The organism is Streptomyces brevispora (genome assembly GCF_007829885.1).
Classification (GTDB): domain Bacteria; phylum Actinomycetota; class Actinomycetes; order Streptomycetales; family Streptomycetaceae; genus Streptomyces; species Streptomyces brevispora.
In genome coordinates this window covers 115,882-131,007 of record NZ_VIWW01000003.1, presented here as the reverse complement: position 1 = coordinate 131,007, position 15,126 = coordinate 115,882, and the positions used below count along the sequence as shown (strand labels likewise).

The following is a 15,126-nucleotide window of genomic DNA, read 5'->3' as shown; positions in this document are numbered from 1 at the left end:
TGCGGCCGGCTGACCGCAGCGGCACGGTCAGCCGGCGGGGATGAGGTGCTTGGACCTCAGGTAGTTGCGGGCCACGTCCTCGGGGAGCCGTCGCCAGCTGTCCACCTGCTCGTTCAGCCGGGCCAGGTCCGCGGTGGTCAGTACGGTGTTCAGCGCGCCCAGCGCCTTGCGCACGCCCTCGCTGCCGGCCCGGGACCGGTTGACGACGGGCACGAGGTGGTCGGCGTTCTGGAGGTGCTTGTCGTCCGCGAGCAGGACGAGTCCGAAGTTGTCCAGGGTGGCGTCGGTGGTGGTCGTCAGCACCATCTGGTCCTGTCCGCTCTGGACGGCCTGCTTGGCCTGGGTGGTACCGACGCCCTTGGGGTCGACTGCGGTGATGTCGATGCCGTACGTCTTCCTCAGACCGGGTGCGCAGTAGGGGCGCTGCACGCATTCGTCGCCCGCCGCCAGCCGGACCGGCAGCCCCGATCTCCCCAGGTCGCTCAGCGTCTTCAGGCGGTGCGTCGTCGCGTATGCGGACGTGACGGCGAAGGCGTTCTGGTCGACGGCTCGACCGGGGTCGAGGACGGTGAGGCCGCGCGGTGCGGCCAGGGCGTGCAGGGCCTTCATGGTGGTGTCGAGGTTCGGTGAGCCGACGGGCGCGGCGTCGGCGCCGTTCTTCCTGGCGTTCAGCCAGTCGGCGAAGGTGGCGGCGTACTCCGGTACGACATCGATCTGGCCGCTCTCCAGTGCCGGTTCGTAGATCTCCCGGTTGGTGACCGAGATGATCTTCGTGGAGTATCCGGCCCGGCCGAGCAGCAGGGCGTACATCTGGGCGAGCAGATCGCTCTCGGTGAATCCCGCCGAGCCGATGGTGAGGTGCTTGCTGTCGCCGGGCGGTGCGGTGACCGCGCCCTGGTTCTCCAGCGCGGGACCGGTGGCGCAGGCGGTCAACGGGAGCAGGAGCAGCAGGGCCGCTGGGGCCGCGCGCCGGGCCGTCATCCGGCGTTCCCGTCCCGTACCCGGTCGGGTGCGAGCCGCTGCGCCACCGCGAAGAGCCCTTCGACGATCAGAGCGAACGCGGCGACCAGCGCCGCTCCCGCGACCACCTGGGCGGTGGAGGCGAGGTTGAACCCGGCGGTGATGATCCGGCCCAGTCCGCCGCCGCCCGCCAGTGCGGCGATGGTGGCGGTGGCGACGAGCTGCACGGCCGCGATCCGTACGCCGGTGAGGACGAGCGGCAGGGCGAGCGGCACCTCGACCTGGAACAGCAGCTGCCGGCCCGTCATGCCCATGCCCCGGGCGGCGCGCACGACGTCCTGATCGACCTCCCGCATGCCGACGTAGGCGTTGGTGAGCAGCGGTGGTACGGCGAACAGGACGAGGGCGACGATGGTCGGCCCCTCTCCGAACCGGCCGACCGGGGTGAGCAGGAGCAGCACCAGGACGGCGAAGGTGGGGACGGCCCGGCCGACGTTGGAGATGTTGACGGCGAGGGCGCCGCCCTTGCCGAGGTGGCCGAGCACCAGTGCCACCGGCAGCGCGATGAGGCAGCTGATCAGCAGACAGACGACGGTGAGGTAGAGATGCTGGCCGAGCCGGGTCCAGATGCCGTCGTCGCCGTGCCAGTGCGCGGAGGTGGTGAGCCAGGACCAGGCCTTGGTGAGGGTGTTCACGACTGCCTCCGCGTCCAGGGGGTCAGCAGTCGTTGTACGAGGAGGAGCAGCAGGTCGGCGGCGACGGCGATGACGACGCAGAGTACGGACGCGGTGAGCACCTGGGCCTTGAAGTAGGTGTTCATCCCGGAGTAGATGAGGTTGCCGAGTCCTCCGTAGCCGACGATCGCGCCGATGGTGACCAGGGAGACCGCGGAGACGGTGGCGATGCGCAGGCCGGCCATGGCGGCGGGCAGGGCGAGTGGCAGCTCCACGGCGACGAGCAGCCGGACCGGGCCGTATCCCATGCCACGAGCCGCCTGCCGGGTCTCCTCCGGTACGGCTCGGAGTCCGGCCAGGATGTTCCGTACGAGGAGCGTGAGGGAGTACAGGACGAGGCCCGCGACGACGAGCGCGGCGGAGAGTCCGTAGACCGGCAGCAGCAGCGAGAACATGGCGAGTGACGGGACGGTGTAGAGGACGGTGGTCACCCCGAGCACCGGCCCGGCCGCCCAGCGCCGGTGGCGGGCGGCCAGGGCGAGCGGGAGCGCGAGCAGCAGGCCGATGAGCACGGCGATCACGGTCAGTTGGAGGTGCTGGAGTACGGCTTCCCACAGGATGTGCCGCCGGCTGGTCAGATAGGCGCCGCAGATCCATTCGTTGCGCGCGAGGCAGTCGTCCGGGGGCGCGGTCACCCGCCCATTGCAACCCTGTGCACCACGGGAGCGCGCGCCCTGATCGGCTGTTCGTGGGCGCGGCGGCGGCGCCGGGAGGAGGACGGCGGTTCCGTTCACGGGGAGTCGCGCACCGGTCCCGCGGGGCGTGCGCGTACCGGGGTATGCGGGTTCGGCCGCGTACCCCGGTGGGGCTCAGGTCCGTGCGGCCGCTTCGGTCAGGATCCGGACCAGCTCGTGCGGCTGGGAGTACATCGGCCAGTGTCCGGTGTCCATGGTGACCAGCTCCCAGCGCGCCTCGGTCAGCAACGCGGTCACGTCGTCGGTCGGTTCGGGACCGTCGAGCAGGCACTTGACGTAGGTGGCGGCGAGGCGGCCGAGCGGGCCGCTCAGCACGGCGGGATCGCTCAGCGCGGCGCCCGGGTGCGGCGTCGAGTCGGTTACGATCCGCGCGATCTGCTCGTCGGTGAGCCCCTGGCCCTCGAAGTCGGGCGCGGGCAACGGCGCCCAGAAGCCGCCGTTGCCCGCGATCTCGGCCTCCAGTGCCGCCGGGCCCTGCCACCAGGTGGAGACGAAGGACTCCCCGTCGGCCGGGACGCAGGCGTCCACGAAGACGACACGGGCCAGCCGGTCGCCGATCCGGTCGGCGGCCTGCCCGACCGGGATGCCCGAGTAGCTGTGGCCGACCAGAACGACCTCGCGCAGATCGAGGCGCTCAACCTCGTCGACGATGTCGGCCACATGGGTCTGCCGGCCGACCGGCAGTCCTCGCTTCTCACCGACGCCGGTCAGCGTCACCGGGTGGGCGCCGTGCCCGGCCGCGCGCAGCGCCGGCACCACCTCGTCCCATGCCGAAGCCCCCAGCCAGGCACCCGCCACCAATACGAATTCAGTCATGCGGGAAACCTAACCGAGGGGTCTGACAACGCCGTTGAACCGCCCGCCGCCTGCCCTCCCCCGGGCCGCCTCAGTCCCGGGCCCGGCCCGGTGCGGCGGCGTCGGCGTGGCGCCCGGCGGCCGGGGCGGCCGTGGGGGTGCCGGCCTTCGAGGCCGCCCGTCGGTCCAGGATCTCCAGTACCTTCTCGCCCCAGCGCAGGTTCTCCTGCTCGAAGGACCGTCCGCGCATCAGCGTCAGGTAGGGCCCGATGCGCCCGGCCTCCGCCACGAAGGTGTCCTCGTCGCGGCCGTCCAGCAGCCGGTCCCGCAGCCGTTCGTAGCGGGCGAGCTTGGCGCGCGCCCACTCCATGCGTTCCTCGACCGAGGCGCGTACCGCCTCCTGGTCGCCGCCGTCCACAGCCTGGGTCATGACCAGGAGCTCGTCCCGGATGGCGATGGGGCGGGGCGGTTCGGCGGTGAACGCGCTCAGCGAGCCGCGGCCTGCCTCCGTGAGGGTGAACACCCTTTTGTTCGGCCTGCGCTGCTGCTCGACCACCCGCGCCTCGATCAGACCGCTCTCCGCCAGCCGGTCCAGTTCCCGGTAGAGCTGCTGCGGCGTGGCGGACCAGAAGTCCGCCACCGAGACGTCGAAGACCTTCGCCAGGTCGTAGCCGGAGGCCTCGCCTTCCAGCAGCGCCGCCAGGACCGCGTACTTCAGAGACATCTGGACAGGCTAACACCGATGTGATTAATCTCTTTCACACCTATTCAATGAATTGACTATGGAGCGGCACATGCACCCCTTCCGCGCAGCCGTCGAGACGCACGACCTCGATGCGATCGAGGCGATGCTGGCCGAGGACATCGTCTTCACCAGCCCGGTCGTGTTCAAGCCGTACTCCGGCAAGCCCTTCACCGCGGCGATCCTGCGTGCGGTCTCCGAGGTGTTCACGGACTTCCGGTACGTCCGGGAGATCGAGAGCGAGGACGGACGCGACCACGCGCTCGTCTTCGTCGCGAAGGTGGGCGACCGGGAGATCAACGGCTGCGACTTCCTGCACATGAACGAGGCGGGCGAGATCGACGACCTGATGGTGATGGTCCGGCCCCTTTCCGCGGCACAGGCACTGGCCGCGGCCATGGGCGCACGGTTCGACGGGATCACCCGCGAGGCGTCGGCGGGCTGATCACCGCCGGGCGCTCACCGGGCTTCGCAGCCAACGGCGTTGGTACGATCACCGTCCCATGGACACAGGCACGGACATCTCGATGATCACCGTACCGGCGGGGCGGGTCACCCTGTCGGACCGGCGTACGCAACGGAGCTGGACGGTCGAGACGGCCCCGTACCGGCTCGCGGCCCACGCGGTCACCCAGGCCCAGTACGCGCGGGTCACCGGCGAGCACCCGAGCACCGCGCAGGGCGACCGGCTGCCCGTCGAGGGCGTTTCCTGGCTGGACGCGGTCCGGTTCTGCAACGCCCTGTCGCTGCGGGAGGGACTGCCGCCCGCGTACCGCCCGCACTCCGGCACCGGGGACGTGGAGGGGGCCGAGGCCGTTGGCCTGGACCCTGCCTCCGACGGTTACCGGCTGCCTTCCGAGGCCGAGTGGGAGCACGCGTGCCGCGCCGGCACGACGGGCGCACGGTACGGACGGCTCGACGACATCGCCTGGCACCGCGGCAACTCCAGGGAGCGGCCGCACGAGGTGGGATCGAGACAGCCCAACGCATGGGGGCTGTACGACACGTTGGGCAACGTGTGGGAGTGGTGCTGGGACGTCTACGACGCCGAGGTCTACGGCAGTTACCGGGTGCTGCGCGGCGGCGGCTGGTTCGACGAACACTGGAGCTGCCGGGCCTCGGTGCGGCGTCGCAGCCACCCGACCTTCCGGATCGACGACACGGGGTTCCGGGTGGCACGTTCCGTCCTGTGACGAGCCGCACGGCGACGTCCCGTCGCGCCCCCCGCTCCGGCATCGTTCCCGGCGGAACGGCGACCACCGCCAGCTTGCGGACCGGCGGCGCACGGGGTTGATTTGAAGGAGGGGAGCAGATGACTGCCTCCCCTCTCCCGGTCCGGGGTGAGTCCCCATGCTGTTCTTCGACCGCGGCGACGCGGGGCAACAACTCGCCGACGCTCTCCGCCCCTTGGCGGAAGGCGACCCCGTCGTGCTGGGCCTGCCGCGCGGTGGAGTCCCCGTGGCCTTCCGGGTCGCCCTGGAGCTCGGCGCGCCGCTCGATGTGATCGTGGTCCGCAAGCTCGGCGTCCCGTACCACCCGGAACTGGGCTTCGGCGCCATCGGCGAGGGCGGTGTGCGGGTCATCAGCGAGGACATCCTGCGCCACAGTCTGGTGTCGGCGGCCGATCTGGCCGCCGTCGAAGGCGCCGAGACGGCCGAGTTGCTGCGGCGGGCCCGGGCCTTTCGCGGCGACCGGCCGCGCATCCCCCTCGACGGGCGCTCCGTGATCATCGTGGACGACGGCATCGCGACCGGTGCGACCGCCCTCGCCGCGTGCGAGGTGGCCCGTGCGCAGGGTGCGGCACGCGTCACGCTCGCCGTGCCGGTGGGGCCGCCGGACGCCGCCGAGAAGCTGCGCGGCCAGGTGGACCAGCTGGTCTGCCTGGCCACGCCGGTCCTGTTCTCCGCGGTGGGTGAGTGGTACCGCGACTTCGGTCAGACCCCGGACGAGGAGGTCGTCGCGCTGCTGGCCCGTGCGGCGGCCCGGGCCCCCGCACGGACACCCGTCGAGGTGGAGGTGGAGGCGGGTGGCGTCGTCCTGCCGGGTGAACTCACCCCGGCCGGCCCCGCCGGCGCTCTCGTGGTGTTCGCCCACGGCTCCGGCAGCAGCCGGCACAGCCCGCGCAACCGCGCGGTGGCTGCGGCCCTGAACCGGGCGGGCCTCGGCACCCTGCTCTTCGACCTGCTCACACCGGCCGAGGAGGCGGACCGCGCCAACGTCTTCGACATCGGGATCCTGGCGGAACGGCTGGTGGCCGCCACCAGCCGGCTGCGACGCGACGAGCCCCTTCCCCTCGGCGTCTTCGGGGCGAGCACCGGCGCGGCGGCCGCGCTGCGTGCAGCGGCGGCCGTCGGCGCGGAGCGCGGCACGGGGATCGGCGCGGTCGTCTCCCGCGGCGGCCGGCCCGACCTCGCGGGACCCTGCCTCGGCGACGTCCGGTCGCCGACGCTGCTCATCGTGGGCGGCCGCGACACCCGGGTGCTGGAGCTGAACCGGCAGGCGAAGGCGGAACTGCGCTGCGAGAACCGGCTCGACGTCGTCGCCGGTGCGACGCACCTCTTCGAGGAGCCGGGCGCGCTGGACGAGGTCGCCGAACTGGCGCGGGAGTGGTTCGCCGGCCATCTGGTGGACCGGTCAGGCTGATCCGGCGACCGCCGTACGAACCGATGTCCGCACGGATTGCCTGATGACGAAGCAACCCTCGGCGCGCATCAGCCGTCTTGATCCACAACAAGGCGGCACACCGCACACGACAGGCCTCGTCCGACCCCCCATGAGCGCACGGGTCAGAGCACCGGGCGGCTATGCACTGAATGTATACATCAAGGGCATAGTCGCCGTGCTCGGCCGGTTCGCGCGCGAAAGGCTCCCATGCACAGCAAAGCGCTGGCGCCCGAGTACCAAGGCGCCCTCACCAAGATGTCAGTGAACGCCTCCCTCACCGACGTACTGGCCGAGGGGGAACGCCACTTGAGGGCTGCCGAACTCTCCGGCTCCCAGCAGGAAGTGGCCCGCGCCGGCCTCGCGGTGGCCGAGGCGCACCGCAGGCTGGGCCACGTACAGGACGCCGACCGTGCCTGGAAGGCCAGTTACCGGGCAGCCAGATCGGCCGGGGACACCGGGGCGATGGCCTGGGCACTGTGGAGCGGCGGAACACTCGCCCGCCAACGGGGCGCACTGCGCCTCGCGTTCCGCCTGCTGGGCCTGGCGGCCGACCTCGGCAAGAAGGGCGGCGATGTGGTCGCCCGCGGCTACTCTCTCGCCGGACTCGCGGAGACCGGGCGCATACAGGGTGACTACCGGACCGTTGCCGCACTGCACGAGCAACTGCTCGCCGAAGCGCGCGCCCGCGGCGAGGCGCGCCACACCGTCTGGGCACTGGAGGGCATCGCGCAGATCCACCGCAACACCGGTTCGTTCGACACCGCCCTGGCAATGTTCGAGGAAGCGGCGCAACTGGCCGGGAGCGCGGACGACCGACGCGGCCGGGCCTGGGCGTTGCGCGGCATGGCCGACATCATCTCCGTACGGGACAACGCCCCGGAACGCGCGCTCGCTCTGCTGGCCGAGGCCGAACTCACCTGCCGTGAAATGAACTTGTCCAGCGCCCTCGCCTACAACCACAAGATGCGCGCCAATGTGCTGTACCGCGCCGGGCGGTACGAGGAGTCCCGGCAGGTGTACGAGGAAGCGCTCGGGGAGTTCCGGGCGATGACGGAACCACGGGGCGAGGCACTGGCCCGTCTCGGTCTGGTGAAGTCGCTCGCCCGGCTGGGACGCGACCGTGCGCAGACCGCTGCGGAGCTGGACGGCCTGCGCGTCACGCTCGACCGGATCGGGCTGCTCAACGCCCGTGACATGGTCGACAAGACCTACGCGGAACTCGGCGTGTCACCGGCCGGTGACACGGTGGCCGGGGAAGGCGGCCACCGATGACGCCCCCGGTGGCCGAACGGGCCACAGCACCGGAGATACTCGCCCGCTGCCGCGCTCTCGTCCGTCCGGCTCTCGGCAGGGCGGTGCGGCAGCTGCATCCGTGGCACGCCGAGATCACCGCCTTCTCGCTCGGCTGGGACGGGCCCGACGGCCGGGCCATTCCCGGTGCGCAGGGCAAGGGGATCCGGCAGGCCCTCGCCGTGCTCGGTGCCGAGGCCGTCGGCGCGAAGGCCGAGAGCGCGGTCCGCGGTGCCGTCGCGGTCGAGCTGATCCACACGTTCTCCCTGCTCCACGACGACATCATGGACGGCGACGAGACCCGCAGGAAGCGCGCCACCGCCTGGAAGGCCTACGGGACCGGGCCCGCCGTCCTCGCGGGTGACTCGCTCTTCGCGCTGGCCGTGCAGACCCTGGCCGACGCCCCCGGCGCCCGCTGTGTGCCGGCGGTCCGGCTGCTGGCCGGGACACTGAACGACTTGGTCCGCGGCCAGGCCGACGACCTGCTCTTCGAGACGCGGCCCTGGACCGGCCCCGATGCCGTGCAGCCGCACGAGTACCGGCTGATGGCCGAGCACAAGACGGGTTCGCTGCTCGGCTGCGCCGCCGGTCTGGGCGCCGTACTCGGCGGAGCCGGACGGACGGAGACCGACGCCCTCACCGCGGCGGGACGCCATCTCGGAGTGGCCTTCCAGGCCATGGACGACGTGCTGGGCATCTGGGGCGACCCGGATGTCACGGGCAAGCCGGTGCACAGCGATCTGCGCCGGCAGAAGAAGACCTACCCCGTCCTCACCGCCCTCGCAGCGGGCGACCGGGCAGCGCTGGAACTGGGCGCGCTGCTGCGTACCGGGGAGCCGCTCGACGACGGCGCGGTCCGGCGGGCGGCCGGTCTGGTCGAGGAGGCGGGCGGGCGCTCGGCCACCGTGGCCGAGGCCCATCGGCACCTGGAGAGCGCCCGCGCCTGCCTGGAGAGCGTCGCGCTGGCGCCGGACGCCGTCGGGGAACTCCTCGCACTCCTCCCGTTCTTCGTCGAACGCACCGTGTGACAGGCCGGGCGGCCGGCCGGGGCGGGCAGGGATCCGCCCGCCGGCCGCCCGTGCCCACTCCGGCTCCGGCAGGGACCCCATCTTCAGGAGTGCATGGACGCACCCTTGAGCTCCAGGACGCGGCGCTGCGTCTGCACGCCCATCACACCCATCTGGTGCGGGCCTTCAGCCGGGAGTTCGGGATGGCACCGCACCAGTACGTGACGGAGCGGAGTGTCGATCTCGCGCGCCGGCTGCTCCTCCAGGGGCTGCCTGCGCCCGGTGTGGCGACGTCCGCCGGGTTCTACGACCAGTCCCATCCGGCACGCCACTTCAAGCGCGTCGTGGGGACCAGCCCGGGGCACTACGCACGCGCCCGCGGACCGCTCGCCCCGCCCGCCGTCTGACGGCGCCTACCGGCGTTCCAGCGAGCCGCGGACGAAGGCCGCCTGCCCGGCGTGCTGGAGATCGTCCGACAGCACGCTGATCAGCCGTACCCCCAGGGTCACCGGCGGTGACCAGGCCTCGTCGACGACGCGGTCCAGCGCCTTCCCGTCGAGGCCCTGGACGAAGTCGACGGTCCGCAGGTGCACGGCGTCGTAGTACCCGAGCAGCAGCTCCACCGAGCCCACCTGCACGGCGGCGACCTGTTTGCCGCTCTGCCCGTAGCCGGTGGCGTCCTTGGCGAAGGGCAGGTCGAAGCGGGCGGCCCAGTCCTGGGTGAACCAGATCTGCTCGGTCCCGGCCGCGTCGGCGATGTGGTCGTCCTGGACGCGGGCCAGATGCCACACCAGCCAGGCGATCGAGTTCGCGCCCTCGTCGAGGCGGGCGTGGAGGTAGTCGGGTTCCAGGCCCTCGACGGCCGAGTGCACTGTCTCCCGGACACGGGTGAATCCATCGACCAGGATGTCTGCGACGTTCATGCCCTCACCCTGGCCGCTCCCCCGCCCCGGCCCCGCCATCGACACGCCCCGCGGCAGCCTGCGCCGGTGAGGTGATCAGGGGTGATGTGTACCCGTTCACCCGCCTTACGGCACGAGCCCTCCGGTCTTGGCCGCCCGCTCGTCGCGCCCGCCGGCTCCGGCGGCCCGTGCGGCGGCGTGCAGTGAGCGCAGCGCCAGCATCAGGAAGCCGATGTCGTCGAGGTAGACGGGGTCCGGCAGCAGATCGATGGGCGACACGGTGTAGATGACCGCCGCCCAGACCAGCGCCTTGTTGTGCAGCGGGACTCCGGCGTCGACCAGCAGTTTCCTGGCGCGGAACACCCGCACCAGGAGGACGCCGGCGATGACCGTGGTGAGCAGCGCGAGGATCGCGCCGATGATGAGCCAGGCCGTGGTGTCCATGCCTCATCGTGTACCCCGTGGCCGTCGAAATCACCACGCGAAAGGGCCGCCGGTGGTGTGAGAGTGCCCTCGTCGTCGTCCGAGAGCCCGGACGTCAAGGAGGCGGGGCGGTCCGGCCCCGCGCCGATCGCCTCGCACACCACGTCGTGCCGCGGGCCGGGCGCGTTCGGCTCGCCGTCCCACCGCGCACGCGGATCCGGCCGCACCGGCCGGCGCACGAGGCCGGCCGGTTCCCGATCGAGCCGCGGTCTCGCATGCGCGTGCGGGAACGGGTCGCTCTTGCCCGCCGCTGATCTGCGCAAAGTGGTATCCGCTTGCCTCGCGCCCCATCGGCCGCCCAAGGGGAGGACGGCACACCGCTGTGCCGCGTGCTCCGCAGGGGCTGCGGTGGCGGCGGATCCGGGGCGACCATGGGAGAGACAGCGAACCTTGCGTCCAGGCACCGTGACGGTATGGGAAGGACGGCCCGTGGGCGGCACTGAGGACATGCGGACCTGCCGGGGCGGCGCAGACCCGGCAGACGTGCGCCGCTCCCCCGAGGGCGGTCTGGTGGACGTCCTCGGGACGGCCGCGATGGTACTGGACACCGAGGGCCGCATCGCGCTGTGGAGCCCGCAGGCCGAGCGGCTGCTGGGCTATACGCCGCAGGAGGCGCTGGGCCGGTACGCCGCCCACGTCATGGTCGACGAGGAACACCTCGATCTCGTGCTGAGGCTGTTCTCCGAGGTGATGAGCAGTGGTGAGGCCTGGTCCGGGACCTTCCCCGTACGGTGCAAGGACGGCAGCACCCGGCTGCTGGAGTTCCGCAACATGCGGCTGCAGGACGACCGGGGTGACTTCTACGCGCTGGGGCTGGCCACGGACGGGGCGACGCTGCGGCAGGTGGAGCGGGATCTGGCGCTGTCCGTGCGTCTGGTCGACCAGTCCCCGATCGGTCTGGCGGTCCTGGGCACGGATCTGCGCTACCTGGCGGCCAATCCGGCGCTGGAACGGATGAACGGTCTGAGTGCGGCCGAGCACCTCGGCCGCCGGGTCGGGGAGACGCTGCCCTTCCTCGACGCCGATGCGGTCGAGTCGGCGATGCGCGAGGTCCTGAGGAGCGGCGTCCCGCAGGTGAGCCATCATGTGGAGGGCCGCACCCCGGCCGCTCCGGACACCGACCGTGCCTGGTCGATGTCGCTGTACCGGCTGGACGACTCCGGTGGTCAGGTGCTGGGGCTCGCCGTCTCGCTGATCGATGTGACGGATCACCACCGGGCCGCTGCCGAGGCGGAGCGGGCCCGGCACCACCTGGCGCTGGTCGCCGACGCCTCCGTGCGCATCGGGACCACCCTGGACCTGGAGCAGACCGCGAGGGAGCTGGCCGAGGTCACGGTGCCGGAGCTCGGCGACGTCGCAGCCGTCGATGTCCTGGACAGTGTGCTGAACGGGCGTCCCCGCCGGACCGAGGGCCCGGCCTTCTTCCAGGCGCTGGCCGTGGTCGCCGCCCGGCCGACGCCGGTCGTGGGGGCGGCGGATCCGCCGGGCCGGCCGGCCCAGTACGGCGCCGACCGGCTGATCACCCTCTGCGTGCGCACGGCCAAGCCGGTCCGGGAGCCGTTTCTCGACGCGGAGAAGCTGTCGCGCATCGCCCGCGACAGCGAGGCGGCACAAGTCCTGGCGGAGGCCGGTGCCCACTCCTATCTGGCGGTGCCGCTGATCGCCCGGGGCGAGGTCCTGGGCGTTCTCGACCTCATACGCACGGACAATCCGCTGCCGTTCACCGAGAACGACGAAGTGCTGGCCTGCGAGCTGGCCGCCCGCGCGGCGGTCTGTATCGACAATGCCCGGCTGTTCCGGCAGCAACGGGAGACCGCGCTCACTCTCCAGCGCAGCATGCTGCCGAGCAACCACCACCGTCCGGTCGGGCTGGACGTGGCGTCCCGCTACCGGCCGGCCGCTGCCCGGTACGAGGTCGGCGGCGACTGGTTCGACGTCATCCCGCTGCGGGAGGGCGGGAGCGCCCTGGTGGTCGGCGATGTCATGGGCAGCGGGATCAACGCGGCCACCACGATGGGACGGCTGCGTACCGCCACCCAGACCCTTTCCAGGATCAACCTCCGGCCCGCCGAGGTGCTCCGGCATCTCGACGAGATCACCGCCGGCCTGGACCCGTGGTTCGCCACGTGTGTCTACGCCGTGTACGACCCGGTCCTGAACACCTGCCGGGTGAGTACCGCCGGGCACCTTCCGCCGGTGCTGATCCCGGCCGGTGGCCCGCCGGGGCTGCTCGACCTGCCGGCCGGGGCACCACTCGGCGTGGGTGGTGTGCCCTTCAGCGACGTCACGTTCGACTTCGGGCCGGGCGACCGGCTCGTCCTGTACACGGACGGCCTGGTCGAGACGCGCGACCAGGACATCTACGCCCGGCTGGAAGCCCTGCGGGAGCTGCTCCGCGAGCCGGATCCGTCGCTGGAGGAGTCCTGCGACCGGCTGCTGCGCAAGCTACGGGACCCCAGCCACCACGACGACGTGGCGCTGCTGATGGCCCAGGTGCGCGACTGACACCGGGTGGTGGCACGGGACCCGTTGCCACCGCCCGGTGCGGGGTGGTTCAGCGGCCGCACCCGCGGTGGCGGCGGCAACGGCGGGCCGACGGTCCGCACCGGTGCGCCCCCGCGCCGAGGAAGCCCAGCCCGATACTGAACAGCCAGGCGTCCTTGGCCAGCGGGACACCGGCCTCGCTCGGGCGCAGACTGCCCGTCTCACGCATCCCGGGAAGCCGCAGATACAGGCCGAGCAGCCCGCCGGAGAACCCGGTCAGCGCGAGTCCGGCGAGCCTTGTCGGCACGACGGGAACCAGCAGGGCGCTGCCGACCGCGATCTCGGACCAGGCGAGCAGTCGGGTGAACCGCTCGGCCTCGACCTTCGCCAGGAAGGGGTAGGCGGTGCAGGCCATGCCGTGCAGGGCCTGCGCGGTCGGCTCGTCGGCCTTGAGCTTTCCCAGGCCGGAGTTCAGGATGAACGCGCCAGTGACAAGGCGCGGAGGAATGTCACGCGGTTCGAGCACCGACAGCATCGGAAGCCTCCACAGATCAGGTCCAAGGCCCCTTGTCGATCATAAGCAGCGGGCGGCCGGGCCGCTCGCAGAGAACGGCTGTGATGACGCCGGCCGATCCGCGATACTGGGCCGCGGCGGGACAAGAGAGGCGGAACCGTGATCCGACAACAGCCCGAACTCGACATCGTGGTGGTCGGTGGCAGCGGGGTGGACACCATCGTCCGCGTCGACACCCTGCCCGTCCCGCTCGCCGATGCGGTCATGGTCGGCCCGATCGAGGAGTGGCCCGGCCAGACCGGGGGCAATGTGGCCCTCGGCGCGCGGGCGCTCGGTCTGGATGTGGCGCTGCTCGACTGCATCGGCGACGACTGGATCGGCGGTCAGGTCCGCGAGCGGCTGGCCGAGGGGGACGTGGAGTTCCACTCGCTGATCTCCGCGGCGGGCACCCGTCGCGCGGTGAACCTGGTGGACGCGAAGGGCCGGCGGATGTCGTTCTACGACGCCCGTGACCCGGAGGATCTGCGGATGCCGCAGGACTTCTACCTGCCCCATCTGCGGCGCACCCGCCACGTCCATCTCTCCATCTCGAACTTCACGCGCTTCCTCTACGACGACATCGAGTCCCTCGGCGTCCCGGTCTCCACCGATCTGCACGACTGGGACGGACTGAACGAGCACCAGCGGGAGTTCGCCCTCCGCTCCGACCTCGTCTTCTTCAGCGCGGCGACCGCTGGGGACGGCACCCCCGCGCTGATGCGGCAGATCCTGCGCGAGGGCCGTGCGGAGACCGTGATCGCCACCGCGGGCGCCGAGGGCTCCTACCTGCTCACCCGCGACGGCGGGCCGGACCCGCACCACGTCCCGGCGACCGTGCCGCTCGCCCCGGTGGTGGACACCAACGGCGCGGGCGACGCGTTCGTCACCGGCTTCCTGTACGGGCGGCTCGACGGCCGGGACGTCCGCGCCTGCGCCCGGCTGGGCGCGGTGGCGGGCGCGCACGCCTGTACGGCACCCGGCTCGACCGCCCTCATCGGCCGGGCGGACCTGCTGGCGGCGGACAGCGACGGTTCCTGAACTCCCGGGCCCCACGGGGCCGCGGCCGGCACGTTCCCGTGGGGCCGTACCCGAGGATTCCGGTACGGCCCCACGGGCACGCGGCTCAGAGCGCCACGGTCAACTGCGCCTGTACATGCGCACGCAGCACACCCGCCATGTCCGTCGCGCAGCCGCTGATGAGCCACTGGATCTGCAGTCCGTCCATCAGCGCGACCAACTGCTGCGCCGCCTCGTCCGGTGCGATACCGGTACGCAGCGCACCCTCGTCCCGCGCCTTGCGGTAGGAGGCGGCCGTGGTCAGGACCGAGGTGCGGTAACGCTCCACGAAGTACGTGTGGGCCGGGTGGTCGGTGGACGTCGCCTCGGCGGCGAGTACGGAGAACAACTCGACGATTCCACGGCGTTCGGCGTTCAGTGCCGCCAGGTCGACGAGACGGCGCAGCCCGTCGACGCCTGTCGGACCGCCGAGGGCCAGCCACTGCCCGTCCACCTCGTCGCGGTGTTCCAGCACCGCGAGCAGCAGCGACTGCTTCGTCGGGAAGTGGTGCAGCAGACCGGGATGCGAGATTCCGCAGCGGGTGGCGATCACGCGCAGCGAGGCGCCCCGGTAGCCGACCTCGCCGAACATGGCCATGGCCTGGTCGAGGATCTCCACGCGTTTGGCCCGGCCCTTGGCGTAGCCACGCCTCGTATCGCGGGTCACTTGTCACCCTCCCCGGCCGTCTCGGACGGCGCCACTGAGTACACTCGCACACTCACATACTTACCACCCGGTCGGGATTCGGCGTACGGTGGGT

The 15,126-nt window shown here is 71.9% G+C and carries 16 protein-coding genes and 1 pseudogene; 8 read left to right on the top strand and 9 right to left on the bottom strand.

Going from position 1 to position 15,126, the window contains the following annotated elements; all coding sequences use genetic code 11:
- Positions 1-27: 27 nt before the first annotated feature.
- The 5 genes from FHX80_RS33665 to FHX80_RS33645 form a co-directional block, all read right to left on the bottom strand.
- Entirely contained in the window at positions 28-981 is a 954-nt protein-coding gene (locus FHX80_RS33665; protein WP_145768268.1) for an ABC transporter substrate-binding protein, read from the bottom strand.
- Positions 978-1,655: an ABC transporter permease gene (locus tag FHX80_RS33660; RefSeq protein ID WP_145768267.1), complete on the bottom strand. Its 678-nt coding sequence runs from the start codon at positions 1,653-1,655 to the stop codon at positions 978-980. The genes FHX80_RS33665 and FHX80_RS33660 overlap by 4 nt, the downstream gene beginning before the upstream one ends.
- Positions 1,652-2,329 carry an ABC transporter permease gene (locus FHX80_RS33655; RefSeq protein WP_145768266.1) on the bottom strand — a complete coding sequence of 226 codons (678 nt, stop codon included), beginning with the start codon at positions 2,327-2,329 and terminating at the stop codon, positions 1,652-1,654. Before FHX80_RS33655 ends, FHX80_RS33660 begins: the two co-directional genes overlap by 4 nt.
- 174 nt (positions 2,330-2,503) lie before the next feature.
- Complete coding sequence (locus FHX80_RS33650) at positions 2,504-3,205, bottom strand: alpha/beta fold hydrolase (protein WP_145768265.1); 702 nt, start codon at positions 3,203-3,205, stop codon at positions 2,504-2,506.
- Positions 3,206-3,275: 70 nt separating this feature from the next.
- Positions 3,276-3,908, bottom strand: coding sequence for a PadR family transcriptional regulator (locus tag FHX80_RS33645; RefSeq protein ID WP_145768264.1), 633 nt, complete (start codon positions 3,906-3,908; stop codon positions 3,276-3,278).
- 70 nt (positions 3,909-3,978) lie between these two features.
- Here FHX80_RS33645 and FHX80_RS33640 point away from each other — a divergent pair, with 70 nt between their 5' ends.
- The 6 genes and pseudogenes from FHX80_RS33640 to FHX80_RS33615 form a co-directional block, all read left to right on the top strand.
- Positions 3,979-4,371, top strand: coding sequence for a nuclear transport factor 2 family protein (locus FHX80_RS33640; protein WP_145768263.1), 393 nt, complete (start codon positions 3,979-3,981; stop codon positions 4,369-4,371).
- A gap of 58 nt (positions 4,372-4,429) precedes the next feature.
- On the top strand, positions 4,430-5,119 hold the full coding sequence (locus FHX80_RS33635; protein WP_145768262.1) for a formylglycine-generating enzyme family protein: 690 nt from the start codon (positions 4,430-4,432) through the stop codon (positions 5,117-5,119).
- 157 nt (positions 5,120-5,276) lie between these two features.
- The gene (locus FHX80_RS33630; RefSeq protein ID WP_145768261.1) at positions 5,277-6,569 is read left to right on the top strand and encodes a phosphoribosyltransferase; all 1,293 of its coding nucleotides are present in this window, start codon (positions 5,277-5,279) and stop codon (positions 6,567-6,569) included.
- A gap of 228 nt (positions 6,570-6,797) precedes the next feature.
- Positions 6,798-7,862, top strand: coding sequence for a tetratricopeptide repeat protein (locus FHX80_RS33625; RefSeq protein ID WP_145768260.1), 1,065 nt, complete (start codon positions 6,798-6,800; stop codon positions 7,860-7,862).
- Positions 7,859-8,908: a polyprenyl synthetase family protein gene (locus FHX80_RS33620; RefSeq protein WP_145768259.1), complete on the top strand. Its 1,050-nt coding sequence runs from the start codon at positions 7,859-7,861 to the stop codon at positions 8,906-8,908. Before FHX80_RS33625 ends, FHX80_RS33620 begins: the two co-directional genes overlap by 4 nt.
- A gap of 104 nt (positions 8,909-9,012) precedes the next feature.
- A pseudogene (locus tag FHX80_RS33615) lies at positions 9,013-9,294 on the top strand (helix-turn-helix domain-containing protein); the annotation flags it as partial.
- A gap of 6 nt (positions 9,295-9,300) precedes the next feature.
- Here FHX80_RS33615 and FHX80_RS33610 read toward each other — a convergent pair.
- Positions 9,301-9,810 (bottom strand): mycothiol transferase, encoded by a 510-nt coding sequence (locus tag FHX80_RS33610; protein ID WP_145768258.1) that lies wholly within the window; start codon positions 9,808-9,810, stop codon positions 9,301-9,303.
- A gap of 105 nt (positions 9,811-9,915) precedes the next feature.
- Positions 9,916-10,233 (bottom strand): YkvA family protein, encoded by a 318-nt coding sequence (locus FHX80_RS33605; RefSeq protein ID WP_145768257.1) that lies wholly within the window; start codon positions 10,231-10,233, stop codon positions 9,916-9,918.
- A 486-nt stretch (positions 10,234-10,719) separates the two neighbouring features.
- Between FHX80_RS33605 and FHX80_RS33600 the strand changes: the two genes are divergently transcribed.
- Positions 10,720-12,777, top strand: coding sequence for a SpoIIE family protein phosphatase (locus FHX80_RS33600; RefSeq protein ID WP_145768401.1), 2,058 nt, complete (start codon positions 10,720-10,722; stop codon positions 12,775-12,777).
- 49 nt (positions 12,778-12,826) lie between these two features.
- Here FHX80_RS33600 and FHX80_RS33595 read toward each other — a convergent pair whose 3' ends face one another.
- The gene (locus FHX80_RS33595; protein WP_145768256.1) at positions 12,827-13,291 is read right to left on the bottom strand and encodes a hypothetical protein; all 465 of its coding nucleotides are present in this window, start codon (positions 13,289-13,291) and stop codon (positions 12,827-12,829) included.
- A 138-nt stretch (positions 13,292-13,429) separates the two neighbouring features.
- On the opposite strand from FHX80_RS33595, the gene FHX80_RS33590 reads away from it, so the two are divergent.
- A complete protein-coding gene (locus tag FHX80_RS33590; RefSeq protein WP_167523819.1) occupies positions 13,430-14,347 on the top strand; it encodes a carbohydrate kinase family protein in 918 nt (305 codons plus the stop codon).
- 85 nt (positions 14,348-14,432) lie between these two features.
- Here the strand turns inward: FHX80_RS33590 and FHX80_RS33585 are convergent, their stop codons facing one another.
- Positions 14,433-15,032, bottom strand: coding sequence for a TetR/AcrR family transcriptional regulator (locus FHX80_RS33585; RefSeq protein WP_145768255.1), 600 nt, complete (start codon positions 15,030-15,032; stop codon positions 14,433-14,435).
- Between the last annotated feature and the right edge of the window lie 94 nt (positions 15,033-15,126).